This is a genomic window from Nocardioides sp. (genome assembly GCF_047607365.1).
GTDB lineage: Bacteria > Actinomycetota > Actinomycetes > Propionibacteriales > Nocardioidaceae > Nocardioides.
Genome location: NZ_JASGDD010000117.1, coordinates 1 through 24,269, shown reverse-complemented (window position 1 = coordinate 24,269; position 24,269 = coordinate 1). Strand labels below are relative to the sequence as shown.

19 protein-coding genes are annotated in these 24,269 nt (G+C 67.7%); 13 read left to right on the top strand and 6 right to left on the bottom strand.

The features are described 5' to 3' along the window. Positions 1 to 85: 85 nt before the first annotated feature. The 3 genes from QM572_RS08835 to QM572_RS08825 all read left to right on the top strand — a co-directional run bounded on the left by QM572_RS08835 (position 86) and on the right by QM572_RS08825 (position 3,938). Entirely contained in the window at positions 86 to 2,083 is a 1,998-nt protein-coding gene (locus QM572_RS08835) for a hypothetical protein (RefSeq protein ID WP_415092158.1), read from the top strand. 11 nt (positions 2,084 to 2,094) lie between these two features. Then, entirely contained in the window at positions 2,095 to 3,006 is a 912-nt protein-coding gene (locus tag QM572_RS08830) for a patatin-like phospholipase family protein (protein ID WP_415092156.1), read from the top strand. 152 nt (positions 3,007 to 3,158) lie between these two features. Then, a complete protein-coding gene (locus QM572_RS08825; RefSeq protein ID WP_415092154.1) occupies positions 3,159 to 3,938 on the top strand; it encodes a hypothetical protein in 780 nt (259 codons plus the stop codon). A gap of 22 nt (positions 3,939 to 3,960) precedes the next feature. Here the strand turns inward: QM572_RS08825 and QM572_RS08820 are convergent, their stop codons facing one another. Genes QM572_RS08820 through QM572_RS08805 form a run of 4 tightly spaced genes read right to left on the bottom strand, consistent with a single transcriptional unit; the run spans position 3,961 to position 8,613 of the window. Next, entirely contained in the window at positions 3,961 to 5,211 is a 1,251-nt protein-coding gene (locus QM572_RS08820; protein WP_415092152.1) for a DUF2201 family putative metallopeptidase, read from the bottom strand. A gap of 5 nt (positions 5,212 to 5,216) precedes the next feature. Then, positions 5,217 to 6,350 (bottom strand): hypothetical protein, encoded by a 1,134-nt coding sequence (locus QM572_RS08815; protein ID WP_415092150.1) that lies wholly within the window; start codon positions 6,348 to 6,350, stop codon positions 5,217 to 5,219. Beyond that, the gene (locus tag QM572_RS08810; RefSeq protein ID WP_415092148.1) at positions 6,347 to 7,489 is read right to left on the bottom strand and encodes a hypothetical protein; all 1,143 of its coding nucleotides are present in this window, start codon (positions 7,487 to 7,489) and stop codon (positions 6,347 to 6,349) included. The genes QM572_RS08815 and QM572_RS08810 overlap by 4 nt, the downstream gene beginning before the upstream one ends. Beyond that, positions 7,486 to 8,613, bottom strand: coding sequence for a hypothetical protein (locus QM572_RS08805; RefSeq protein WP_415092146.1), 1,128 nt, complete (start codon positions 8,611 to 8,613; stop codon positions 7,486 to 7,488). The genes QM572_RS08810 and QM572_RS08805 overlap by 4 nt, the downstream gene beginning before the upstream one ends. A 145-nt stretch (positions 8,614 to 8,758) precedes the next feature. On the opposite strand from QM572_RS08805, the gene QM572_RS08800 reads away from it, so the two are divergent. Then, complete coding sequence (locus QM572_RS08800) at positions 8,759 to 9,250, top strand: hypothetical protein (RefSeq protein WP_415092144.1); 492 nt, start codon at positions 8,759 to 8,761, stop codon at positions 9,248 to 9,250. A 47-nt stretch (positions 9,251 to 9,297) separates the two neighbouring features. On the opposite strand, the gene QM572_RS08795 is transcribed toward QM572_RS08800, so the two are convergent. Next, the gene (locus QM572_RS08795) at positions 9,298 to 10,404 is read right to left on the bottom strand and encodes a hypothetical protein (protein WP_415092142.1); all 1,107 of its coding nucleotides are present in this window, start codon (positions 10,402 to 10,404) and stop codon (positions 9,298 to 9,300) included. 569 nt (positions 10,405 to 10,973) lie between these two features. Between QM572_RS08795 and QM572_RS08790 the strand changes: the two genes are divergently transcribed. Together QM572_RS08790 and QM572_RS08785 are read left to right on the top strand one after the other, a co-directional pair. Beyond that, positions 10,974 to 11,864: an AAA family ATPase gene (locus QM572_RS08790; RefSeq protein ID WP_415092140.1), complete on the top strand. Its 891-nt coding sequence runs from the start codon at positions 10,974 to 10,976 to the stop codon at positions 11,862 to 11,864. Between the two features lie 2 nt (positions 11,865 to 11,866). Next, the gene (locus QM572_RS08785; protein WP_415092138.1) at positions 11,867 to 13,483 is read left to right on the top strand and encodes a hypothetical protein; all 1,617 of its coding nucleotides are present in this window, start codon (positions 11,867 to 11,869) and stop codon (positions 13,481 to 13,483) included. Here the strand turns inward: QM572_RS08785 and QM572_RS08780 are convergent. Further along, positions 13,480 to 14,781, bottom strand: a complete 1,302-nt coding sequence (locus QM572_RS08780) for a hypothetical protein (RefSeq protein ID WP_415092136.1) — start codon at positions 14,779 to 14,781, stop codon at positions 13,480 to 13,482. The two genes, QM572_RS08785 and QM572_RS08780, sit on opposite strands and share 4 nt — an antisense overlap. Before the next feature lie 673 nt (positions 14,782 to 15,454). On the opposite strand from QM572_RS08780, the gene QM572_RS08775 reads away from it, so the two are divergent. From QM572_RS08775 to QM572_RS08745, 7 genes are all read left to right on the top strand, one after another. Beyond that, positions 15,455 to 16,423, top strand: coding sequence for an AAA family ATPase (locus tag QM572_RS08775; protein WP_415092134.1), 969 nt, complete (start codon positions 15,455 to 15,457; stop codon positions 16,421 to 16,423). Beyond that, on the top strand, positions 16,416 to 18,974 hold the full coding sequence (locus QM572_RS08770; protein WP_415092132.1) for a S8 family peptidase: 2,559 nt from the start codon (positions 16,416 to 16,418) through the stop codon (positions 18,972 to 18,974). The genes QM572_RS08775 and QM572_RS08770 overlap by 8 nt, the downstream gene beginning before the upstream one ends. 508 nt (positions 18,975 to 19,482) lie before the next feature. Continuing rightward, complete coding sequence (locus tag QM572_RS08765) at positions 19,483 to 20,082, top strand: hypothetical protein (RefSeq protein WP_415092130.1); 600 nt, start codon at positions 19,483 to 19,485, stop codon at positions 20,080 to 20,082. A gap of 57 nt (positions 20,083 to 20,139) precedes the next feature. Beyond that, positions 20,140 to 20,973, top strand: coding sequence for a PP2C family protein-serine/threonine phosphatase (locus QM572_RS08760; protein ID WP_415092128.1), 834 nt, complete (start codon positions 20,140 to 20,142; stop codon positions 20,971 to 20,973). Beyond that, positions 20,970 to 22,064 carry an FHA domain-containing protein gene (locus QM572_RS08755; protein ID WP_415092126.1) on the top strand — a complete coding sequence of 365 codons (1,095 nt, stop codon included), beginning with the start codon at positions 20,970 to 20,972 and terminating at the stop codon, positions 22,062 to 22,064. Before QM572_RS08760 ends, QM572_RS08755 begins: the two co-directional genes overlap by 4 nt. Positions 22,065 to 22,066: 2 nt before the next feature. Continuing rightward, positions 22,067 to 23,602: a serine/threonine-protein kinase gene (locus tag QM572_RS08750; RefSeq protein WP_415092210.1), complete on the top strand. Its 1,536-nt coding sequence runs from the start codon at positions 22,067 to 22,069 to the stop codon at positions 23,600 to 23,602. A gap of 2 nt (positions 23,603 to 23,604) precedes the next feature. Beyond that, positions 23,605 to 24,269: hypothetical protein (locus QM572_RS08745; RefSeq protein ID WP_415092124.1), on the top strand; the 665-nt coding region annotated here is incomplete at its 3' end.

Below are 24,269 nucleotides of genomic sequence, written 5' to 3'. Positions count from 1 at the left end.
GTCCGGAGGGCCGACTTGGGCGGTTCCTGCCCGGCCTCCCCGGTGCTCTGGCATGCTTCGTCCCCGGACGAGATAGGAGAACGGAATGGCGGTGCGAGGCCCGCTCGCGAACGCGCAACAAGACGCGGCGATCAATCTGCTCAGTTGGTTTGGCGCCGCGGCTTCCATCGTTCCCCTCTTGCTGTCCATCGCGTCCGCGGTTGGGGATCATGACTGGGCGAAACTGACGCCCCTGGCGATGCTGCTCTTGGCGCTTGTAGTCCTGTTTGGTCGTCTGATCCTGCGGCCGCAGGCTAAGCCGGTCATCGCGACCACGACCTTCCGGCCCTTTGATCCATCGGGTGCCCGCACGGTGTGGCCGCGGCCGATCGAAACGAAGCGCATTGTGGACGAGCTTCTGAGTCCGACGCGGCCGCTGCCAGTGGTGGTTGGGACGAGCGGCGCTGGCAAGAGTGTTCTCTTGAGGGATCTCGTGCGCACTTCTGTAGAAGACCGGGATCCCGACGCGGAATACATATATGTAGATGTCTACGACCAGCTAGAAGAGGTGGTCGCGACCTTTCTAGAGGCGCAGAGCAACTCCATACGTATCCTCGTCCTGGACCAGTTCGAGCAATGGCTCGCGCGGCTTGTCGACGAGCCTCCGGCCGAACGACGGGGGCGCCAAGCGTGGTTCGCCAGGGCGGTTGCGACGATTGTACAAGATCCTGAGACGCGTGTGCTCATAAGCATCAGGAGTGAGTGGTATTACGCTCTCAGATTCTTGGGAGACGTACTTCCGTCGATTCAGGACGTGGACGATATTCGAGGACCTGAACTTACCGACACAGATGACCGGATGCTTCGCGCGATAACTTCCGGCCTCCGTACCGTCACAAAGGACGCCAGAACTCTCGAGGTGGTTCTCAAGGACATTGGCGGCGACGGGCGATTGCTTCCGTTGGAGGTTCAACTGATCGGCGCCTCGCTTGAGCGAAGTCGCGAACAGGGAGAAGTTGTTGATGTCGATTATTACCGGGGCACCCTGGGTGGGGCCGGAGGATGTATCGACAAGTACTTCGACGGAATCCTTGCTGCGGCGCCAGATCGCAGAATCGCTGCGAAGATCCTTTGTACCCTTTCCGTCCGAACAAGGTTCAGGTCTCAGATCGAACTATCCACGATCCTCCGCCGACTCTACGAACCTCGTGAAGAGGTAGAGGATTCGCTCACGTACCTCGTATCGCAAAATTTGGTAGCGAAGCGCGGTGTTGCCAGTTACGAGCTGTCTCACGATTTTCTAGCGGCATACTTCAATGCTCGAAGCGGCAGTGAGCTATTGCCATATGAACGCGATAATCTTCTGTTCCATTCCGAAGGCGATGATCGGGCATCCAAGACGGTCCGTGGATTCGATCGGCGAGATCCTGCGCACTCAATTCCCTTTGGAATCACGTTCGTCGCGCCGTTGCTCATTCTTATACTGATACGCCTTCTTTACCTCGGGATTCCCTGGCCGCAGCTGGGCGGGCCGGACCCCTACCCCGCCTACGGCCCGGTCCTTGACTTGACCTACGTTCCGATCGCGATTCCCCATGCGATATGGATTACATATATCGCCATGCTTCATGACCGCGTTTTGAGACGTGTGATCGAGTCGCCGATGGCTCGCGTCTTTTCGAAGTTCGTCGTCATCAATCTCGGGATCAGTGTCCTTTTGGGGATATTCATCCCATTCTCCTTTATTGTTTCGATCGGAACTGGTGGCGTTGTCGCAGGTTTGAAGTTCATGTCCATTGGCCTGCGCCGGGACCTGAATAGATCTGCAAAGTCTCGACTCAACGAATATGGGGTTGTGACAGTCTTCAACACCTTCTTTGCTATCGGACTTGGTGTGGTGCTCTGGATCTGGTCGGCGAGTTCCTGGCATGGACCGAATGACACGGGGCGTTGGCTAATTTACGCAGGCGCGCTCTCGCTCCTGTCTACCTGGGCATGCATTCAAATATGGCCGCTTCACGCTGGCAGGCGCGCGGCTTCGCAATTGCTTGGTCTGATCGGTAGACCTCGCACCGGAACTATTCCTAGGCCTGATGCGCTATGACAACTGACACCATGAAGCTTGGCGATTATCTCAAGTCCTTCATCGGAAAGCCTGCGACGGAGAGGCCTTCCTTGGCGGTTCAGGGGGGAGGAATGCGAGGAGTTTATTCTGTTGCTGCGCTGGCTGCTCTTGAGGATGCTGGCTTGACGAAGGCATTTGGCCGCGTGGGCGGGAGCAGCGCGGGAGCTATCAACGCAGCGTACTTCCTCGCAGGCCAAGCGAACGAGGGCGTTTCGATCTATGTCGACGATCTGAGTGCCAGCCGATTCATTTCTTTCTTGAGAATCAATAAGATTGTTGACATCGACTACCTCGTTGATGTCGCGCTGCGGCAGCATCACCCTCTCGACGTAGCAGCGCTGCGCGCTTCTGATTCAGAACTCTTGACCACGATGACGTCGGTGAGTACCGGAGAGGGCGTCCTCGCTTCAAGCTGGGACGCTTCCCTTGACGCCTACGAGGTCATGCGAGCAACCGCGGCGCTCCCTGGTCTGTACGCGCGGCAAGTCCAGGTTGGAGTTGACCGGTATGTCGACGGCGGAGTAGTAGTTCCGATTCCGATTCCTCAGGTTGCGCCGGCACTTGAAGACGCTGTGTTTGCCATTTTTACCCGCCCAATTGGGAACAGGAGGCATGGTCGCTCTCCGTTTACAAGGCGGCTGGCGTCAGCGGTCCTCCGGGTCCCACCTCCAGTCGCCGCGCGAATGGGAGCTCCGGATGCGGAGTACAACCGTGAGGTGGCTCAGTTCGAGGCTGTCCGAGCGAGGCGTTCAGGCGTCAAGTGGGGCGTCTGGCCGTCGGACGGGAAGCGCCTCGCAAAGCGGACGACGATGTCCTATGACAAACTCCGGGACTGCGCGCGGATGGCGAAGGAAGACGTGTTCGATCTGTTAGAAGAGGACTTTGAGCTTCCGGTCTCATAGTGCCGGTTCGGGATGAGCCGACAGATGGGTCCCCCAATGCGGCGCTCCGGCGGGCGAGCGCGGCCTTCGCGGCGGATCGGCCCGGAAATCTCCCGCACCACGTTGGCTGTGTCGAGCCATGCTGGTCAGTCGGAACGACCGAGGGAGACGCATTGGACGACCATGAGCGGGTAGCGTGGCGGAGTATCCGCGACGCAGCCGACGAGGACGCGCTGGCGTTCCTTTGTGGCCAGGACACGATGGTGACCGAGGCGGTACTACGCGCCGCGCTTGCCGCGCATCACCAGTGGCCGGGCGGTCTGCTCGGCATGGCGGAACTGCATGGGCAGCGCTCCCGGCAGACCTCCGATCGGGAATGGCGGGTTGGTCACGACCGCGCTCAGGCGGCCTACCTCGCCCGCTTCGAGCAGGCCGAGGCCGTCATCCGGTCGGCACTGGCCTGCCTGCCACACGCCGATGGCGAGGCGACCGCGGCGACGGTAGTGGCCGCCGCCCGCGAGCGGGGCGGCCGATACGGCGCCGACGAGGTCTGGCTACAGCGCGCCGCACTCGACATGGAGGGGTACGGAGAGGCCACGGGCTTGCGCCTCGTATGCCGCGAACTGCTCGACGTGGGCCGCCGCGAAGAGGCCAACGACCGGCGTTGGCTGCGTCGCGGCATCATCGCGCCACATGAGATGTCTGACGCGGTGGTACGGGCGCTGCGCCCGATGTGGACGGCCGCTACGACCGACGAGCACCGGGCCGAGGTGGCCGGCGTTCTCGAGTCAGGCGCCGTCAATGCCCTCGAGACGGGTGACTTCCACGACCTCTACTCTGCCGTCCGCGCGCAGCAGGTCGTCGTGGGAAGGCCCTTTGCTACGTGGCTGCAGACTCTCGTCGACCAGGCCTTGGCTGCCGACGTACAGCGAGAACTGGAGCAGACCTGCTGACGACGGCCCCTCTTAGCCTGGCTCACTCCAGGAGGCACTCGACCCGGATTGCCCATGGCGGGGTCGGGGGAAGTGAGGTGCGGTCGCGGCCGACGAGGGCGACGATGACGCTGCATCCGGGCGGCGCGTGGGGCGTCCAGGGGGTCTCTCCGTCGGTGAAGACGACGATGACGTCGGGGCGTGGGCGTTGTGCCTGCGCAGCGGCCATGCCGACGCGGAGGTCGGTGCCGCCGCCTCCAGCGAGGGTGGTGTCGCGGGCACGGCGGACGCGCTGGACCGTGTGAACCGCGGAGTCGCAGGAGTAGACGGTGACGTCGCCGCCTGCAACGCCGAGGGCCTTGAGTGCTCCGTCGACCTCGCCGAGGGCGCGGGCGAGGAGGTGGTCGTCGACGCTGGCGGAGGTGTCGACGACCATCGCCACCCTGGGGACGGGTCGGTGCATGCCTGGCAGGACGATGCCCTTGACGCTGGAGGCGCGCCGGGAGGGCTTGGAGTAGGTGTAGTCGCCTCGGCCGGCGGCCCAGTCGACTGCTCGTCGTACGGCTTGGGAGAGCAGGGGCTCCCAAGCGATGGTGGGCTCGAGGATGCGTCCGGCCCACCGCCAGGCCTCGCCGGGTGCGTCGCCGCGTTGGGCGGAGTGTTCGCGGTAGTCGATGGCCACGCGGCGGCGGATCTCGCGGGCTTCGGTGAGGTCGAGGCCCGCCTCCGCTTCGGGTGGGAGCTCGTGGCTGCGGGGGATGCCGTCGGCGCCACTGCCGCAGCCGTCGTCGGGGTCGAGGGTGCCGACGCTGCTGCCGTCGTTGGGTGGGAGCTTGGAGAGGATGGCGTAGTACTCCTCGGCGCTGCGGTCGGGTGGGAGGTGGAGCGCGCGGGCGTCCTTCATCTCGGTCGGGGTGAGCCGGTCGGGCTTCAGGGTGGCGGCGATGGTGGCGTCGGCGGCGTGGTGCCAGTGCTCGGCGGAGTGTGAGTCGACGTTGAGGCTGCGGGCGCGGTCGGCGTGGTCGGCGAGGAGGTGCCAGACGAGGTGGGCGAGCTCGCGGGCGACGTCGCTGATGTCGACGGTGGCGTACCACCCCGGGTTGAGGTAGAGCCGCCAGCGCTCGTCGATGCTCATGGTCGGCACGGCGTCCGACGGGATGGGGATGAGCGCGTAGAGGGCGGTCGCAAGGTAGGGCAGGTCGCGTGGGCCGGACGCGTCCGGGCGGCGGCTGGCGTCGGGCGGCGGGCTGCTGATCAGCCAGAGCTTGGCGGCGGAGAGCTTGGTGAGGTCCATCGGGGTCAGCTCTTGCGCCCGGGGAGGAGTCCTGCCAGTGCGAGTGCGGGCGCGAACACGCTGATCTCGGAGGGGACCGAGGCGCCGCTCGGCCGCATCCCGTCACGTAGGAGCGCGCGGACAACGGGGACGGCGGGGTCGAGCCCGACCGCCTCACCGGCGGCGGCGCACACTCGGATGGCGTCGGCCCAGCGCTCAGGGGTCTTCTTCCGCGCGACGGCGGACAGGACGCCCTGGAGGGTGACGTAGACGCGGTCGGGTCGCATGTTCTTGAACGGTGCCGCGGCGGGGTCGGTGAGGAGGTCTTCGGGGTCGGGGAGGTCGAGTGCGGAGACCCAGGAGAGGAACTCGTGGGTGACGGCCTCGCCGATGCAGCCGGTGATCAGCAGGCGGCGTACGGCGACGGGCGCGCCGACTGCTTGGGCGAAGGCCGACAGCCGGGCGGCGTAGTCCCACGTGCGGGGTGTGGGGAATGCTCGGCCGCGGGAGGCAGCGTCGGTGGGGATCGAGCTGAGCTGGGACTCACGGGCGCGGAGGAAGCCCGAGACGAGGACGAGCTCGGCCGCGGTGACCTCGGCCAGCCTTGCGGGTGCGTCGTAGACCGGGAGGATGGGCCAAGAGCCGGTCACGAGCCCCTCGGCGTAGACCTCCAGCGGCAGCGTCCAGTCCAGGTGCACGAACCGCGACGCGGTGGGGGCTGCGAGCTCCCATCCGGCCGCGGCGACGTCGGACGGGTTCGCAGCGGCGACCCAGGAGACAGTCTCGGGGAGCTGCTTGGAGCCGACCTCGTAGTGGGTGAGTGGCCGCAGAGCGGCGGCCTGGAGGGCGGGGGAGGCGGTGGAGAACTCGTCGAGGAATCCGATCGAGGGGCCGGTGTGTTCGGCCAGGCGGACGGCCCACCCGGGCGGTGCGAGCTCGACGGTGCCGGCCGGGGTCACGACGGGCAGACCGGTGAAGTCGGAAGGCTCGTAGTGGCTGATGATGAGCGACTCGACGTGCCAGCCGGCATCGCGGGCTGACTCGATGACAGCCGTCTTTCCCTCACCGGGATTGCCCCAGAGGAGCACGGGGATACGTGCGCTGACGCAGATGCCGACGGCCTGCAGTGCGTTCTCGTAGTCGGTGCGGGTTCTGATCACCAATGGTCCCTTCGTCGTCTCTGCCAGGTGGTGAGGTCATGTGGAGTGCGTACGCCGTCCTCGACCGCGTCGATGAGCGCCCATGGCGACGCCGAAGAGACGAGGAGTCCGACCTGGGTCCGTGAGATCCCGCTGCGACGGATCCGCTCGTTGGCCACCAGGGCGTCCAGCGTGGCGGCCTCCGGCGCCGGTCCGGTGACATGCCGCAGGTCATCGCCCCGGGGAAGGCAGCCGACCGCGACCCAGGTCAGGAGAAGTCGCGAGGACGTGGACGTGGTGCCGCCGATCGCCCGCGCCAGCTCGTCCAGATCGGCCGCCGTGTAACCGACATCCATCAGCCTCAGGGCCTGCTGTGCCGACCCGTGGGTGGCGGCCAGCAGCTCACCAAAGGCGACGGGCCTTCGAGGCGCGGGTGACGCGGGACTCCAGACCAGCCACAGGGCCTCCTGAGCACTTGTCTGGCGGGCGAGCTCGCGGTCGCGACCGGGATAGGACTCGAGATGGGCGATGCCGAGGAAGTAGCTCAGCGGCACGACACCCGTCACAGCTGGGATGTGGGCCAGCATGTCGAGCGCGACCGCAGGCGGGATCCCAGCCTCCCACAGTGCCCGGCCGGCAGCGGGGTCGCGCGTCAGCTCGCCGAGCTCAGGAGAGCGCCATCGTGACTCCAACTCCGGCGCCCAATGGACACGCAGCGCCTCGATCAAGGGGCGGGCGTGGTGGAACCAGGCGCCGTGCTTGGCCGCGACGTGGCTCGGGCTGGTCGCGTGCTCGACTGCAGCGGCGGCGTCGCGGAACCAGTAGCCCATGCCCCAACAGCAGTCGTGGACCTCGTCGATCACGACCCAGCCCTCGTCGGGGTCGTATCGGACCCGTGCGCGGGTGCGGCGCAGGTGGAGGTCGAGCCACTCCTGAGCCGCCGGGATCGCGCGTCGACGCAGCTCGAGACAGTCGCAGTAGCCCCCGAGGGCCTCGGCGATCTCCTCGGCGGCGAGGTCGTGCGGAGTCTCGATCGACCAGTCCGCGTTCAGGGTGACGGCGTGGACCGTGCAGTCGGTGGTGTCGGGAGAGCGGTGGCAGTCGATCTCGGCGATGACGCAGCTGCCCCCGAGGGTGGCGGGGATCTGGGTGCCGTTCATGCCAGGTCCTCCGCCCGGCGTACGCCTTGGGACAGGGCGACCTCGACATCGTGGGCCGACCCGGTCAGGGCGAGCATGACCGCGAGTTCGGTGCGACTCGGAACGGGCTCGTAGGGCCGGGCACGTTTGACGAGCAGGTCGATCGCCGCGGCACTGGGCCGGACGTGGTCGCCGATCCCGTGACGGTCCAGGAGGCTAATCTGGTCGGCCGAGGGCCGGCAGCCTGCGGTCCCCCAGACCGCGAGAATCCGTGCCGCACTGCGGGTGGCACGGTGCGTCGCGGTGGCCAGATCGACGGCCTCGCCCGGGCCGATCATCGCCGCCGTCAGCGCCTCGATCTCCTGCCGCCCCACGCCCATCGCGAGCCACGACCCGACATCGTCACAGGCCAGGCTGCTCTGCACCGACGTCCACGCCAACCACGACGCCACCATTGGATCCGGGCGATGCACGATCGTCCGCGCCAGCCAGTCAGGGTCGGTCCCGGCGTAGCGCAGACCCACGAAGTAGCTGACCGGCAGCGCCTCGCGCACACCGACCGCGTGCGCGGCCATGGCGGGAATCTCCGACGGGTGGATGCCGGCCGCCCAGAGGTCACGGATGCCCGAACCCTCGAGCACGAGGCCGCCCACGCCAGGATGCTGCTCCAGCACGCGATCGAGCCTGATGGCGTCGCTCGCGTCGTTGACCGCTTCAAGCACCGCCTTCAGCCCACGCACCGCGACGCCATACTGGCGGGCGAGATGAGCGGGGGAGCGTAGATGATCGCCCGCGTTCTGCACGGTGGTGAAGTTGGCGGCGGAGCAGCAGCCGCGAATGCGCTTGACATGCCAGGATCTGCCGTCTCGCCGCTGCACCGGCAACGGCTCCCGGCGACTGAGGAGCCCCATCGAACGAGCGACGGCTGGGATCACGTCATCGACCAGCTCCAAGCATGAGGTGAATCCGCCGAACGCGGCTGCGACGCGTTCCGCAGCGAGGTCGTGCGGTGTCTCGACCGACCAGTCCGCATGGATCCTGATCCAATGCGGGCGGCCGCGTGACGCGTTCCTGCTCGTTCGACACTCGACCGAGAGCTGCAGAGGACTGCCGTCGGCCGTGGGTCCCAAAGCTTCGGTGCGCACACCTCGCAGCCTGCCGCTGACCGCCGACATTCCGCGGGGGAGATTTCCTCGCGGCCTGCTGTGACGTTCAGCGTGAACACCATGGCCGTTCCGGCCGACAAAAGGCTCGACTCGCGTCGAGTCGAAGATCCGTAGAGTTCGCGCCATGAGCCTGGGCAACGACGAGCGACCCGAGTCTCCGCCTCTCTCCGCGGAAGTCATCTATGGCGCCATAGCCGCACGTCGCCTTCAGTTCGACAACCTCCTCTGGCAGGTGCCGGTCCTGAGCCTCACGGCGCAGGCCTTCCTCTTCTCGATCGCGCTTGCGGGTGGCTCGACCAGATACGCACGCACGGTCGCATGCGTGTTGTCGATCGTTACGAGCTTCGTCTCGGTTCAAGCGATGACGCGTCACCGTCAAGCTGAGATCGTGGATGCGCACTGGCTTGAGGACCTCGAGGCGACCGGTCCCCTCCCCGGGGCACACGGGCGCGAGTGGAGGCGTCGTCGGAACGAGACCTCAGCAGAAGCAGGAGTCTTCGATCCTCTGAGGCACCTGCCGGGATATCGGACCTGGGCCATTGCGTTGGCGACGTTCGGGCTGGCTGCGCTGCTCACTCTGGTGGCGACGTGGGCGGCGCCGGGCTGGCTTCGATGAACGTTGCCGGGCCCTGCTCGTTCGAACGGGGCCCGGCAGGACGGGCGTTAGGCGGGCATCGCCCATCCGAGGTAGTTGGACCAGGACGTGTAGGGCTTCACGGTGTTGGCGGTGCCGGAGTAGTCCATGCCGGTGGTGGTGAGGACGAGGCCGTTGCCGAGGCTGATGGTCTCGTGTCCGTAGCTGGTCACGTTGAAGAAGGCGACGGCGCCCACCGGCGGCGTACCGCCGTTGATCCTCCCCGCGTTGGCGTATGAGCGGTAGTTGGCGATCGCGTTGCCCTTGGGGATCGAGACGCCGGAGGCGCGCCATCCGACGTACGGCGGCTTCGGGCAGTCGCCGGCCCACTCTCCGGTGGGGCCGGGCTTCCACTCGGTCGAGCCGAACAGAGCGAGGTCGGCGCTACGAGCGTACGTCTCGCCGTACCGCTGCACAGCCGTCTGGGCCGCCCAGACCGCCTTGTTGGACGAGCAGGCCGGGACGCCAGTCTGGTTGCGGACAACGGCTGCGCTCACGAAGCCCTCGGTCGATCCTGCCTTGACCCAGAACCAGCGGTTGGTCGCGTACCCGTAGGTGTAGTTGGAGCCGTCTACCCAGCAGGTCATCGAAACCCTGGTGTTCTGGCTGATCGTCGGGTTCTGCATGCCGCCGAGAGCCGTGCCACAGCCGGCGACCGACGTGTTGACGCAGAAGCGGACCTGCTGACTGGCGGCGAGGTACGTTCCGCTCGGCGTCGAGGCGGGCGGGGTACTGGGTGCCGCACCACACTCGGGCTCGCCAGGCGTGGCCTGGTTCGCAGCGTTGGGAGTGTCGGTGTAGCGGTCCGCGATCCAGCCCTGGGCGTTGCTGATCGGACCGGAGGCCACGCGGACGTAGTGCCAGCGACGGTTGTTGTTCGGTCCGACGGACGTTCCCCAGGCGCCACAGATCAGCTCAAGGCGCGTGCCGTAGGTCATGTAGTGGGCGGAGTCGCGGGTCACGTTGTTCATGTCCGCGCCGTTCCGAAGGTAGATGCCGCGCGTCGAGTCGTGGTCGGCGTTGACTGCCGAGTACAAGAGCCCCGTCCCGGCCTGCGCCGGCGAGGTGAAGCCGATGAGGGCGATGACGGCCGCAGCCGAGGTGATCACCGAGCCGATGAAGCGCATGGCACGCATGGTGGGGTCCTTTCCCTGGGTGAAGCCAGATCGTCGGCTGTCGCCACGTCGCGCCGCACGGGAACTTCTCCCTGGCGAGGGGGGAGATTTCCCCACCCATCAGGTTGCCCAGCATGCATCCCTCGCCGTACTGTCGCTGTTCTGCGCGATGTCGGCCCGGTCCCGGGCATTCCGTGCAGAGCTTGAGAGATGTCAACGAACCGGATGCGGTCGCACACCTGTGCCCGCACGACGGCAGGCGTTGACAACTCAAGAGCGGAAAAGGGTGGCGGTCCACCCGGCTTTCCGGGCGATTGCCCGGGTGCCGGACGCCGAGTGAAACGCAGCGACGCTGAGTAGCCAGTCCACCGACCATGCGGCTCACGGACCGCGCGACCTGACAGTCGCCGCGTTCGCGGATCACTGGGGAGTGCCCGGGCGCGCGTGAGTATCGAACCCCCAGACCACCAGGTCGCCACGACCCGCCCGATCGGACGGCGAGCGCCATCACACCCTTCGGTCGGATCGCCACCGCGGTCCGACCTTTCGCACTCCTGCGACCCGTGATCCGGGTCAGGAAAGGACCATCCATGACTGCAACCATCGACAGCGAGCTCGGCATGACCGAGGTGGAACTGAATCCGCTCTGCGTACCGGTCGAGCGGCTGGCCCGCGTGCCGGAGCCGGCGACGGGGTACGTCTCGCGAACCAACGCACTCGGCCTGAATCGCAGCGACTTCGACGTGCTCGACTACGCCCATCGGCACGCCTACAACGTGCTAATCGAGGGCCCGACCGGGCTCGGCAAGACCAGCGCCGTGATCGCGTGGGCGGCGCGCAACGGCAAGCCGTTCTACGCCATCTCCTCGAACGTCGCCATCGATCCGTCACAGCTGTTCGGCAAGTTCGTCCCCGCCGGGCTGGGTGGCTTCCGCTGGCAGGACGGGCCGCTCACCGACGTCGTCCGATATGGCGGTGTGCTGCTGATCAACGAGATCAACTTCCTCCCCGAGCGGATCAGCACGGTGCTCTTCTCGCTGCTCGACGCGCGCCGCGAGATCACACTGCTTGACCACGACGGCGAGGTGATCGCCGCCCATCCGGACCTGTTGATCATCGGCGACCTCAACCCCGACTACGAGGGCACTCGGCCCCTCAACAAGGCGCTCCGCAACCGATTCGCCATCCAGATGGTGTGGGGCTACGACGACGCGATCGAGGGGCAGCTGATCCGCGGAACGAGCCTGCATGAGCTCGCCGGCCTCCTGCGCCGCGCTCAGCGGGACGGGGATGTCGACGCACCGGTCTCCACCGGAATGCTCGTGGAGTTCGAACGCATCGCCACCGGGCTCGGCCTCGATGCTGCAGTCGCCAACCTGCTCAACCACTTTCCGACCGATGAGGAGCGCAAAGCCGTCGCGGTCGTGGTCGAGGCGATGGCCGACAACCTCGCCACCGACTATGCACCGAAGGGAGCCTGACGATGACCACGGAGAACCGACAACACGACCAGGTCGTCGCGGTCTACGAGCGAGCCAACCGGATCTTCTCCGGGCTGTCGGTCACGTGCGAGCTGGAGCCAGCAGGCGACATCTTCGATTTCACGGAGATGACGCTGAAGGAGGCACCGCCTGCGTGGAGCCTCGGCTCCCGGATCGTCTTCGCTCTCGAGTCCGTCGAGAGGTCGTTGAGCTCGCCGAAGGCGAGGGCCGCGTTGGCCGGTCTGAACTTCCACGAGCTCGGCCACGTCCTCTACACACCGAAGCCGGACTCGTGGATGCGGACGAAGCTGAGTGAATGGCAGGGCCGCGAGCTCGCGTTCAACGCCCTGGAGGACCAGCGGATCGAGACACTCCTCGCCGCCAGCTACCCGGCGTTGGCCGGCCACTTCGTGCAGGCATTCCAGTCCTTCGTGGTCGAGAACACCGAGACCGTCTACACGAGTCACCTGCTGGCCCACGGTCGCCACTTCCTGCCAGGACCGCTCCGTGAGGTGCTGCGGGCCGAGTTCGTCGGCGCCTGGGACGAGCGCGCGGAGGCCGAGGCGATCATCGACCAGTACCGCACTCTGGTCCTCGGCCCCGAGGAGTCCGACGACGCGCAGGTCGCGGTCGCACTGGTGGCTCGGTTCGCTCGTCTCGTCCAGGATCTGGGGGAGAAGGTGCCGAGCCGCCCGCACGGCATCGGCTACGGCGGCTCCGTCACCACCCTCATGCAGATCGACGCGCAGCGTGCGCGTGAACTGCTCGAAAGCGGAGCCCCCGTCGCCCTCGGAGCGGTCGGCCAGAGCACGCGCCGGAGCCCCAACCGGAGGCACGAGCACAGGTCGGCATCGGTACTGCGCCGCCGTACGCCGTGCGGACCGACCCTCATCGAGAACCGGACGCTCAGGACGGCCGCGGTCCCGCGGGCCTACGTCGACGCGGCCCGCCGTTTCCGAGTCGAGCTCGACCGACTGCGCGGTGACGCCGACGCAGGCTGGATCCGCAGGCAGTCCAGCGGCCGGCTCAACGTCCAGCGGGCGATGCTCGGCACAAGCCCCGATGCAGCCTTCGACCGATGGACGGACGCCTCGTTCGACGCCGCCGACATCGAGGCCGTGCTCCTGCTCGACGCATCAGGATCGATGTTGGAGTCGATTACCGAGGCCTGTGCTGCCGCGTGGGCGATCAAGCGGGCCGTCGAGGCGATCGGCGGGCGCACCACGATCCTCTCCTACGCCTGCGAGGCAGGGCTGGTCCACGGCGCCGGCATCCGCGCCGAGGCCACCACCATGAGGGTGATCGACGCCGAGGGCGGCAACGAGCCCGTCGCCGCCCTCGACTCGGCGCGAGCGATTCTCGGTGCCTCCCATGCCGCCAACCGGATGCTCATCACCTTGGCGGACGGCGACTGGGGCAGCGAGGAGGAGACGGCACACCGGATCGTGGACGACGTCCGGGATCTCGGTGCGATGACGGCGATCGGCCTCCTCGGCCGGTACGTCGCCGACGACCCGCATCACCACGAGGTCGCGATCCGGCTATCCAGACCCAGCGCACTGGTGACGATGGCACGAGATCTCGTGCGGGGCAGCGGCCGGCGGCGAACCACTGCCTAAGTGGCCAGAGGCAGCCGAGTGAGCAGTGACGGGAACTGGAACGGTTCGAAGTGCAGTCCCATGACGGGTCTCGTTCGGAACCAGTCCGCTCGGGATCGGTGGTGCGCGGCGGTGGTCTCGTCGCCCATCAGCGTGAGCAGCTCGGCCAGCTCGGCGTGGATCTGGAGGCCCAAGAGACCCAAATCGACATGAGAGCCATGGCTCCGATCGATCAGGTCGAGCAGCGGGCGACCGCGATCCCTCGCGTCGACGAATCGGCTGAGGACCCAGCCTGCGAGCAACTCCACGCCCGCCGCCGACCAACCGCCTCCGGCGTCCGCTCCGGAGTCGCATGCAGCGGCACGTGTCTGAGCCCTGTCGGAAGCGCCAGTGATCCAGTCGATCGCAGCCAAGGGCCCCAGAAGCCGCGCGTCACTCTCGTTGCACAACCGGACGCACGAGCCAGGCCCGTGACGGCGCTCAGCTCTGGCTTCGTGATGGGCGCGCAGCGCGTCGCGGTCCGGCGGGGACGACCGGTGGAAGAGCCTCGTTTCATCGACCAGCGTGCTCCACGCCGCAGCCTCTGCATCCTGGCCGTCAGCGAGGAGCTCGGCCGCGAGGTGAGTGATTCCACCGAATTCGGCGGCGTCGGCGAGGCTCATTGGGTCGAGCAATTCAGCCGTCAGCCTTGCCTCCGCCGGGCGCTCTTCGTGACGGCGGAGGCGGAGCAGATGGATGGCCGGCGATACGCACCCTCGGCGTGCCGAGTCACCGAGGATCTCGGAGACACGGGCCGCATCACCCTCTCGGTCAGACTCGAGCAGGTCGATCATCGACGCCTCGCTGCCGATGGGCGCGGAACGCACGACCTCTCGCACTTCCGCCGGAAGGATGCGGCGCCATGCGGCCAGCCAAGCGGTCCCAGCCAGCTCCTCGACCGCGTCGATCCCGGTCGACGCAGCCGCGACCAACTGCTCTCGGACGGCATCCGCCGCACAGCTCCACTGGGATGATCCGAAGACCCAGCCGACCAGACCGCCCGTGTACTCTCGCCTGCCGGCGAGAGCAACGGCGTACGCCGCCGCCCGGTCGTCCCGCCATCGACACAAGGTCTCGAAGCCGGTTTCCCAGGACTCTCGGTCGAAGAGCGACTCGGTGCTTCGGTCTGGCTTGTCCCGCTGGAACTCCTCTGCCGCGAAGTCATGAGCAGCGTTGAAGAGTTCCTGCTCGAGCTCTCCGACTGTTAGGAGCCCGCGGTCGTACTGGGAGAAGACGCGCTCGGCCCGCTGCGCGAGTTCCGGCGGCACGTTCAACGACACGACACGATGCTATGCGGGCGACCCGTTGACGTAGCCCAGGTGGATTCCGCTGCTCGACGTTGATCGCGGGAAGACCGGAATCTCACTCGGCGCCCACGGCCCGCCCGGTCACTAGTAACACATGTGAACTGGTAGGCTCTCTGACCTGCGCAGATGGCGGCTTTAGGCCGCCGATGTACCACCCATGTAACAGGTCATCGGCGGTCTCGCTGTTTTCGACGCCCTTCGAACGCTCGTCATGGCTGCAGCGATCGCCTCGGGGCACGCTCCATCCCCGTCTCGATCTCGCCGCCGATCTGCAACACCCGGATGAGTGGCGCTGGAGATCGTGGCGAAGGCCATCGGGTTGGAATCAGCCAGGGTCGGACGCCTGCCGTCGATCGCGGGCGTCGCCGCCGCAGATCGGTGGTTCGAGCAGGGCTGACCGTTTCCTAGCTCAGCTTGCATCAGTCACGTCTGGCTGTCCGCTGGATACGTGGTGCAGTTCCGACGCGCGGTCTGAGAAGCACTGAGCCGCGGCCTGCGTGGGTTTCTGGGACCGCGCTGAGGCCCCGACGAGACAACTTTGATCCAGTCGACATTGATGTGTTCTGGCGAATGCACTCCTGTCGGCACCGTACGATAGAAACGGCGTACGTCGCCGATGATCAGGGCACGCGATCAGGAGGAGACCATGGCCGGGCTGGGTGAGCACATCACCGCGATGGTCCGCAGCCACGCCTCCGGTGACGACTCCGCCTTCTACTCGGTGGCTCTTCAAATCGCAGCCCGGGAGGCGAAGCAAGGGCACCACGCGCTCGCCGGTGACATCAAGAAGGCAGTGGACGCCTCTCGGCAGGCCGTTCCCCGGAGCAACATCACCAAGCTCGCCCAACCGCGTGGGGATCTGGCTGACCTGGTCGAGACGTCCCATCCGGAGGTCGGCCTTCGCGACCTCGTGCTGCCGGCAGATCTCACGGTGCAGTTGAAGCAGGTACTTGCAGAGCAACGTCAGCGGAAGGCGCTCTTGGACCGAGGTTTCTCTCCGGTGCACCGACTGCTGCTCGAAGGTCCGCCTGGTACGGGAAAGACGATGACTGCCTCCGTGCTGGCGCACGAGCTGGCCCTGCCGATGTACACGGTGCGGTTGGACGCTCTGATGAGCAAGTTCATGGGCGAGACCGCAAGCAAACTACGACTCGTCTTCGACGAGGTCGCCAGTCGTCGTGGCGTCTACCTCTTCGACGAGTTCGACGCCCTCGGTGCTGACCGCGCGGGCAACGACGTGGGCGAGGCGCGTCGGATCCTCAACTCCTTTCTCGTCTTCCTCGAAGCCGCCAGCCCGGAGTCAGTGGTCATCGCAGCGACGAACCACCGGACCATCCTCGACAAGGCTCTGTTCCGCCGTTTCGACCTTGTCCTGAGCTACACCCGGCCCGACGCACGCCAAGCCGGCGCGGTTATCCGGGCGCGTCTCGGCTCGCTGATCAAGGGGACCAGCCTTGCCAAGCTCGGCGACTTCACAGACGGGCTCAGTCACGCCGATCTGGTCAAGGCTGCTGAGGCAGCGGCAAAGGCCGCGCTCATGCGAGGCGACGCGCATGTGGATCGAGACGACCTGATATCGGCGTTGGCTGCGCGCCGGTCAGCAAGTCTTGGCTGAGGAGCTGCGGCACCTCGATCACCTTTACGTCATCGAGCACGCCGCCGATGAGGACTTCCATCGCCGCGGAGGCGGAGGCAATGCCCGACTCCGGCCTGTCGAGCGCCGGGCGCACGGCATGGCTCTGCGTGGCGATCTCGACCAGGTACTGACGGAGGACGAGGACGCACGCCGTCAGCTCGGGCTAGACATCGAAGAACTGCAGGCACTCGGCACGATCCTTGTGCTCGAAGGCGCGGGCGCCGCCTACCCGCTCCAACTCGACTCCCTCACTTCGATGAGCCGTCACCGGAAGAGTCCCCGCCGCCCACAGTGGTTGCTGCTCTCCGTGCAGCCTCCCGAAGACGACCGGCCCGAGCGAGCAACCATCTGGGTGGCCGACGAATACCGCGCGCAATTCATCAAGATCTTCGAGGACTACCTGGACAAGGTCAGCACGCAAGGCGATCCCGAGAACTGGACGACTCCCGAGGGCAATCCGCGGAACCAAGCCCTCGTGGCGAACATCTCGCGCATCAGGCGAGCGCTCCTCGACGACATGTGGACCTCGGCGGGTGAACCGCCGAGGCACGGTAGTCACTGGTGGGAAGTGTGGCTCGACACCACGCGCCCCAACCACCAGAACATCGAGGGGTTCATTGAGACCTACGAGCTGCGTTCGATCCCGCGAGCGATCGTCTTCCGTGATCGGCGCATCATCTGGCTGGAAGCCACATGGGCGCAACTGGAAGTTCTCCCTCTCACAAGCATCCCGGTTGCCGAGATCCGTCGCCCAGAGTTCCTGGACACCATCGAGGACCTGCCCAACGCGGCGCAAGCTGAGTACGTCGACGAACTCGCCAACCGGTTGATCCCCGCCCCGGATCACGCGCCAGCCGTCTGTCACCTCGACACCGGCGCCTACCGCGACCACCGACTGATCTCGGAGTCCCTCGACCCCAACGATCTCCACACCATCGTCGGTAGGTCGGGCAACGATCTCCATGGCCACGGCACGGGCATGGCAGGCATCGGCCTATATGGCGCTCGCCTCGACGATCTTTTCGTCGGCAACGACCGTGTTCAGCTCGCGCATCGACTTGAGTCGGTGAAGATGGTTCCCACCGCAGGCGAACCGCAGCATGATCCGCGCGACTACGGCACGGCCACGGTCGAGGCAGTCACGCTCCCGGAGATCGCTGCGCGGAGGCGTCGGACGTTCTGTATGCCGATCAGCACTGCGCCTGACCGGCCCGGCGAACCGACGCTCTGGTCTGCAACGGTCGATGCCCTCGCAGTCGGCACCGATGTGACCCGTGATGGCACCGAACTCCAGCTCATCAGCACGCCGGAAGCAGAATCGTCGAGGCTCATCCTGGTGGCGACAGGGAACGTCGACTCCTACCAGCTCGATCACCGCACCCACTCCGACACTTCGCCGGTCGAAGACCCGGCGCAAGCGTGGAACGCTCTTACTGTCGGCGCACACACCGACCTGATCGGTATTCCCACCGATCCCCAGTACGCCGGGTGGACGCCGCTCGCCGCGGAAGGTGACGTGTCACCGCACAGCCGCACCTCCGTGATGTTCGACCAACGCAAGTGGCCCATTAAGCCGGACATCTGCATGGAGGGCGGCAACGTTCTGTCCGACGGAGCGAACGGGTTCGAAGATCGCCATCCGTTGCTGTCACTTCGCACGACCGGCATCGGCAACGACCTTGCGCTGACCTCGGCAAACGCGACCAGCGCAGCAACCGCTCAGGCGGCTCGCCTCGCCACCTTGGCGACGGCTCGTTACCCCGAGTATTGGCCTGAGACCGTGCGCGGGCTTCTACCTCACGCCGCAGACTGGACTCACACGATGCGCGCCGAAGTCGATGGCACATCCACGAAGGGCGAGCTTCTCCAGCTTCTCCGACGCTACGGGTGGGGAGTGCCGTCCGAGGAGGCCGTCCTGACCTCGCGCGGTCGTTCTGTCACGCTGGTCAGCCAAGACGAGTTCGTGCCGTTCGAGGGCGACGAACTGCGCGTACGCCGGTTCCGGCTTCACTCGCTGCCGTGGCCACAAGATGCCCTGCTAGAACTCGGAGAGGCCGAGGTCCGACTTCGGGTCACTCTCTCGTACTTCGTGGAACCCTCGGCCTCACGGCGTGGGTGGCGCCAGCGGTACTCCTACCCCTCCCACGGTCTTCGGTTCGATCTCCAGGGGACACTGGAGACCCAGCAGGAGTTCATCCGTCGCGTGAACTGGGAGGCCCAGGACGAGGAAGGCGGCGGGGCCGGTCCGGCCACGACGTCCGGGCGCTGGTTCGTCGGCTCGACCGGTCGCCACCTTGGATCGCTGCACCAGGATGACTGGTACGGAACTGGCGCCGAACTCGCCGCTTGCAACTCGATCGCCGTCTACCCGGTCGGCGGTTGGTGGAAGAACAACCGACGCCGCGACCGGTCGGGCCTACCCGTCCGCTACGCGCTCCTGGTTTCTCTGCGCACGGCGGCCCAAGACGTCGACCTCTACACGCCCATCGCGACGCAGATCGGCGTGCCGGTCGAGATTGCGATCGAATAGTTCGGGGCTGGCGCGGCACTCGTTCCTCGTCTCGGGCCGATGTACCACCGATGTAACAAGGCGACGGAAGATGGCATCCGACGTTGGATGACGGTGGAAGGCGTTTCCCAGCCCGACCAGCGGCAGGTGCATCGTTGCCGCAGGTGGCAGCCGTCGCCGTCACATGATCAACCTGTAGGACTCCGCGGGGCGGGCCCCTCAGGCCTGCTGGAACTCGATCCGGTTGCCGAACGGGTCGGTGGTGTGGAACCGGTGGATGCCGGGCAGCTCGCCGGAGAAGGCGCGCGCCGGCGAGCTACTCGCCTGACTGCCCGCAGCGTGACCCTCGACTTCAAGCGGTGACCACTAGACCCATTGGTCCGCCCGATTGGTCCAGCTCGGCGTGGCTCGCTGATCCGGACTAATGGACCGGACCAATAGGCCGGACCAATAGGCATAGCGATCCGCAGAGCAGCAGGGTGGGCGAAGGGCGACGGGAATGTCCGCGGCGACACCTACCGTCGGCTACATGCGGATCTCCGAACGCGAGGCGACCGACCGTCTCAACGCGCTGACCGGGCTGACGCGCACGCCCGCGCGCCGCCTGCTGGGAACGAACATCGCGGGCTCGCCGACTCGCGGCCCCGGCGGCCAGCGGCTCTATGACATGGCCGCCGTCGACGATCTCGGCCGACGCGGGCTGCCCGACGACGCCTGGCTGGCCGAATGGCTGCGCTTCGGCCTCCTCCACGTGAGATTGGCACCCTCGGTGGAATGGGACGTCGGCTGGAGTGCCGAGGAGACGTGCGACCGCCTGCGGGGGTGCCGGCCGACCGGAATCGTCCGCCTGATCCAGCTCGTCGGCCTGGTCCGGGACGCGGGACGGCTGCCGATCATCGCCACGGTCAGCGGATTCGTCGTCGGGGGAGCCGACCTCGTCGACCCCGTCATCGAGGTCGACGGCGCCGACCGGGGGCTCGCGCTCACGACGCCGGGTGCGTGGTACTCCGGTCTGGCCGCCGCTCGGTGGCCGTCGCCGCGCGGCGGCGCACCGCTCCGGTGGCACGATCCGGCGGGTTGGAGGTTTGCGGGGGTGGCCCGAGGGGATATGGACCATGCAAGATGTTGAGAACTTGGTAAATTCCCGCCGCGTAGCGCAGGACAACCACTCGACTCGGGGGGAGACGTGGAAAGCACGACCGACCTGACGGTCGCGACATGGTCGCCTCCGGACCCGCGTACGGCGGCGACCACCCTCGCGGCGGCCGGCGCGTCCCACGTCGGACGCGTGCGCAAGGTCAACGAGGACGCGCATCTCGTGGCGCCCCCGGTCTTCGTGGTCGCCGACGGCATGGGCGGCCACGCCCTCGGCGACGTCGCGAGCGCCCTGGTGATCGAGTCGTTCACCCCGCTCGGCGGCCGCGGATCGGCGACGCCGGCGGAGGTCGAGGGGGCGATCGGCCGCTCACGGGTGACGATCGCGGCGATCGATGCCGACGGGCAGGCCGAGCCGGGCGCCACGATGGTCAGCGCGGCCTACGTCGTCGAGTCCGGGCGGGGCTACTGGCTGATCGCCCACGTCGGCGACTCGCGCGCCTACAGCTGGCGCGACGGCGAGCTCGAGCAGATCACCCACGACCACTCGCTCGTGCAGGAGATGATCGACGCCGGCCACCTCGACGCCGCCCAGGCGGCCGTCCATCCCGAGCGTCACGTGATCACGCGCGCGATCGGCCCCGTGGGCAACGCGCAGGCCGACTACTCGCTGGTCCCGCTGGAGGCCAAGCAGCGGATCCTGCTCTGCTCCGACGGCCTCACGAGCGAGCTGAGCGACCGCTCGATCGCCAGCATCCTGAGCAACGAGGAGTCGCCCGAGGACGCCGTCTCGAGCCTCGTCGAGGCCGCGGTCAACATGGGCGGCCGCGACAACGTGACCGCCATCATCATCGACGTGGTCGACTGCGCTCCTCCAGCACCGGAGCGCGACGACACCGTGCCGCTCGGAAGGGTCCAAGCATGAGCTCCCGTTACGTGCCGGGCGATGCTGCGGTCCTCATCGGCGACCGCGGCGTGGTGGCCACGGGACGAGACCGGGCTGCCGGCCTGCTGCCGCTCGTCGGCTCGGACCCGGTCGTCCTCGCCGTTATCGACTCGCTCTCCGGCGGCGTCCTCGCCAACCTCCCCGACTTCGCCTGCGCGGTCATCGACGGCGACGACCTGCGGATCGTGCTGCGCGGAGGCTTCACCGCGACCGCCGGCGGCGAGACCTGGTCCGGCGAGGGCGCGGCGACCTGGCGTGAGTACGCCGTCCCCGGCGGCACCGCGTCACCGATCGTGATCGGCACCCCCGGCGCCGGGAGCACGCCCGAGTTCCCGATCAGCGGCGGCGTCGTCCTGGCCTCGCGGGTCACCTGGCTCGCCGCCGGTACCGCCCCCGCCACCTCGCCGTCGACCGCGTCCACCGCGTCCACCACGTCCACCCCATCCGCGCAGCCGACCCAGGAGCCCGAGCCCACGCCCGAGCCCACCCTCGAGGCCGAGCCCATCCCGGAGCCCGAGCCCACCCCGGCGCCCGAGCCCGCCGTCTTCCCGCCCCCTGCCTCCAGCCCTCCGCCCTCGGCGACGATCGACCCCGAGCGTGACCCCGAGCGCACGCTGATCGGCTCCGAGATCGAGCTGCAGGGCGTCCCGCCGGGCGACCACGACGGCCGCACCATCACGGCCGCCCAGCTCCAGGCGCTCAAGGCCGCCGCGGCCGACACCCCGCCACGGCCGCGCGCCGCGGTCGTCCTGCCCGACGGCGTACGTCATCCGATCGCGCCGCGCCTGGTGATCGGCCGGCGCCCGCAGGCGCGCCAGGTGGCGACGGCCCAGGTGCCCGCGCTCGTGACCGTCGAGGACCCCTACGTGTCGAGCACCCACCTCGAGCTCGCGCTGGTGGACGACCAGGTCGTCGTGACCGACCTGTCGACCAACGGCACGCTCCTCGCGCGGCCTGGCCAGATCCCGGCGCCGCTGGAGAAGAACGCCCCGACGACGATCCCCGACGGCAGCCGGCTGAGTCTCTCCGACGACCTCGTCGTCACGATCGAGCTGCGGCGGGGCGCGTGACCATGCAGACCACCGCACCGCCGGAGATCCCCGGATTCACCTTCGTCGAGCCGATCGGCGAGGGGGGCTTCGCGGACGTCTACCTCTACGAGCAGCGGCTGCCGTCGCGCCGGGTCGCGGTCAAGGTGCTCAAGAAGGGCACCGACGCGCAGGGCCTGGAGATGTTCTACGCCGAGGCCAACGTGATGGCCCAGCTCTCCAGCCACCCTTCGATCATGCCGATCTACCAGGCCGACGTGAGCGCGGACGGGCGGCCGTTCCTGGTGATGGAGTTCTGTCCCGGACCGCACCTCGCCAAGCGGTTCCGCACCGAGCGGATCCCGGTGGCCGAGGTGCTCGAGACGGCGGTCAAGGTCGCGAGCGCGGTCGAGACCGCCCACCGCGCCGGCATCCTGCATCGCGACATCAAGCCGCACAACATCCTCACCAACGTCTACGGCAGCCCGCTGCTGACCGACTTCGGCATCGCGTCCGTCGGCGGCGGCAACGAGGGCCTCGAGTACGCCATGTCGATCCCGTGGTCGGCTCCCGAGATGCTCGCCGACTCACCTCACGCGGACATCCGCAGCGACGTGTTCTCCCTCGCCGCGACCGTCTACTCGCTCCTCGCCGGCCGCTCGCCCTTCGAGGTGCCGGGCGCCGTCAACGACTCCGCCACGCTGATCAGCCGGATCGAGCGGCAGCAGCCCAGCCGGATCCTGCGCAGCGACGTCCCCGAGTCGCTCAACGTGGCGCTGCTCCACGGCATGGCCAAGCGCCCCGGGGACCGGCCGGCGACCGCCATGGCCTTCGCGCGGACGCTGCAGGAGATCGAGATCGAGCTCCACCGCCAGCCGACGCGGCTCGAGGTCCTCGACGCCACCCCGCCGGGCGAGGACGACGGCGACGCGGTCAGCGACGACCGCACCATGATCAAGCCGGTGTCGGTGATCATCCCCGACCAGATCGACCCGACGGTCCGGCCCAGCGTCATCGCCGCCGGCGGTGCGGAGACGATCGTCCAGCGCCGGTTCCAGCCGGTCGCGGCCGGTCAGGTCGCCCAGGGGCCGGCGATGCGGATGGCCACGGGCCCGCAGCACTCCGTGGCCCAGCACGACGCCGCGACGCCGTCGTCGGGCGAGCGGCGGACCAACGTCGCCGTGATCGCCCTGGTGGCGCTCGTGGTCGCCGCGGTCGTCGTCTTCGGCGCCATCTCGATGCTCACGGGCGGCAAGGAGCCGGTCAAGGAGGCCGAGGGCTTCGACCAGACCCCCGCCGACGCGGTCGGCCAGCCCGCGCCGGCGCCGGCGGTGAGCGCCAAGAGGGTCGACGGCTCGTGGCGCTTCACGTGGGTGAACTCCGAGCCGGAGGAGGGGGACCAGTACAAGGTCGTGCGCACCCTCGACGGCGAGGAGCTGCCCGAGCTGCGCATTCCCGCGACCAGCGTCGACTTCGTGATCAAGCCCGGGCACACCGGCTGCGTCACCGTGACGGTGATCCGCAAGAACCTCACCCAGCGCGCCGAGGCGTCCCAGCCGCTGTGCCAGGCGGGCGGTTGATCGTGCCCGTCCCGCTGTCCATCAGCCGCACCACTCGCGACGAGGAGTCCCGCCTCGTCGTCGAGTTCTGCGGCGAGCACTACGTCGTCACGCCCGACCGCACCTTCACGATCGGTCGGGTGGCGGACCTCGAGGTCGACCCGGACAACGCCTACCTCCACCGGCGGCTGATCGAGCTCTCGTGGGACTCGGGCTTCTGGTGGATCAACAACGTCGGCAGCCGGCTGTCGGTGACCGTCAGCGGCGAGGTGGGCAGCCTCCAGTCGATGATCGGCCCCGGCGCGCGGCTCCCGGTCGTCGTCCAGGAGTGCTCCCTGCTGTTCACGGCCGGCCCGACGACCTATGAGGTCAACCTCGTGTCGCCCGTCCCCGTCTTCGACATCGTGCGGCCCGAGCCGGGCGGTCACGGCGAGCCGGGCGAGGAGACGCTCGGCGGTGTGATCCTCACCGACAGCCAGTTCCGGCTGCTGCTCGGGCTGTGCGAGAACGCGCTGCGCCGGGCGGGCTCGGGACCCGCCGACGTGCCGACCAACATCGCGGTGGCGCGCCGGCTGGGCTGGCCGATCACGACGTTCAACCGCAAGCTCGACAACGTCAGCGAGAAGTTCGACCGCGCCGGCGTGCGCGGGCTGCGCGGCGGTCCGGGCCGCAACGCGACCGGCCGGCG

Coding starts and splice junctions, on each gene's coding strand:
- QM572_RS08835 (WP_415092158.1), top strand. CDS start 86: ATGGCGGTGCGAGGCCCGCTCGCGAACGCGCAACAAGACGCGGCGATC.
- QM572_RS08830 (WP_415092156.1), top strand. CDS start 2,095: ATGAAGCTTGGCGATTATCTCAAGTCCTTCATCGGAAAGCCTGCGACG.
- QM572_RS08820 (WP_415092152.1), bottom strand. CDS start 5,211: ATGGACCTCACCAAGCTCTCCGCCGCCAAGCTCTGGCTGATCAGCAGC.
- QM572_RS08810 (WP_415092148.1), bottom strand. CDS start 7,489: ATGAACGGCACCCAGATCCCCGCCACCCTCGGGGGCAGCTGCGTCATC.
- QM572_RS08800 (WP_415092144.1), top strand. CDS start 8,759: ATGAGCCTGGGCAACGACGAGCGACCCGAGTCTCCGCCTCTCTCCGCG.
- QM572_RS08795 (WP_415092142.1), bottom strand. CDS start 10,404: ATGCGTGCCATGCGCTTCATCGGCTCGGTGATCACCTCGGCTGCGGCC.
- QM572_RS08790 (WP_415092140.1), top strand. CDS start 10,974: ATGACTGCAACCATCGACAGCGAGCTCGGCATGACCGAGGTGGAACTG.
- QM572_RS08785 (WP_415092138.1), top strand. CDS start 11,867: ATGACCACGGAGAACCGACAACACGACCAGGTCGTCGCGGTCTACGAG.
- QM572_RS08775 (WP_415092134.1), top strand. CDS start 15,455: ATGGCCGGGCTGGGTGAGCACATCACCGCGATGGTCCGCAGCCACGCC.
- QM572_RS08765 (WP_415092130.1), top strand. CDS start 19,483: ATGCGGATCTCCGAACGCGAGGCGACCGACCGTCTCAACGCGCTGACC.
- QM572_RS08755 (WP_415092126.1), top strand. CDS start 20,970: ATGAGCTCCCGTTACGTGCCGGGCGATGCTGCGGTCCTCATCGGCGAC.
- QM572_RS08750 (WP_415092210.1), top strand. CDS start 22,067: ATGCAGACCACCGCACCGCCGGAGATCCCCGGATTCACCTTCGTCGAG.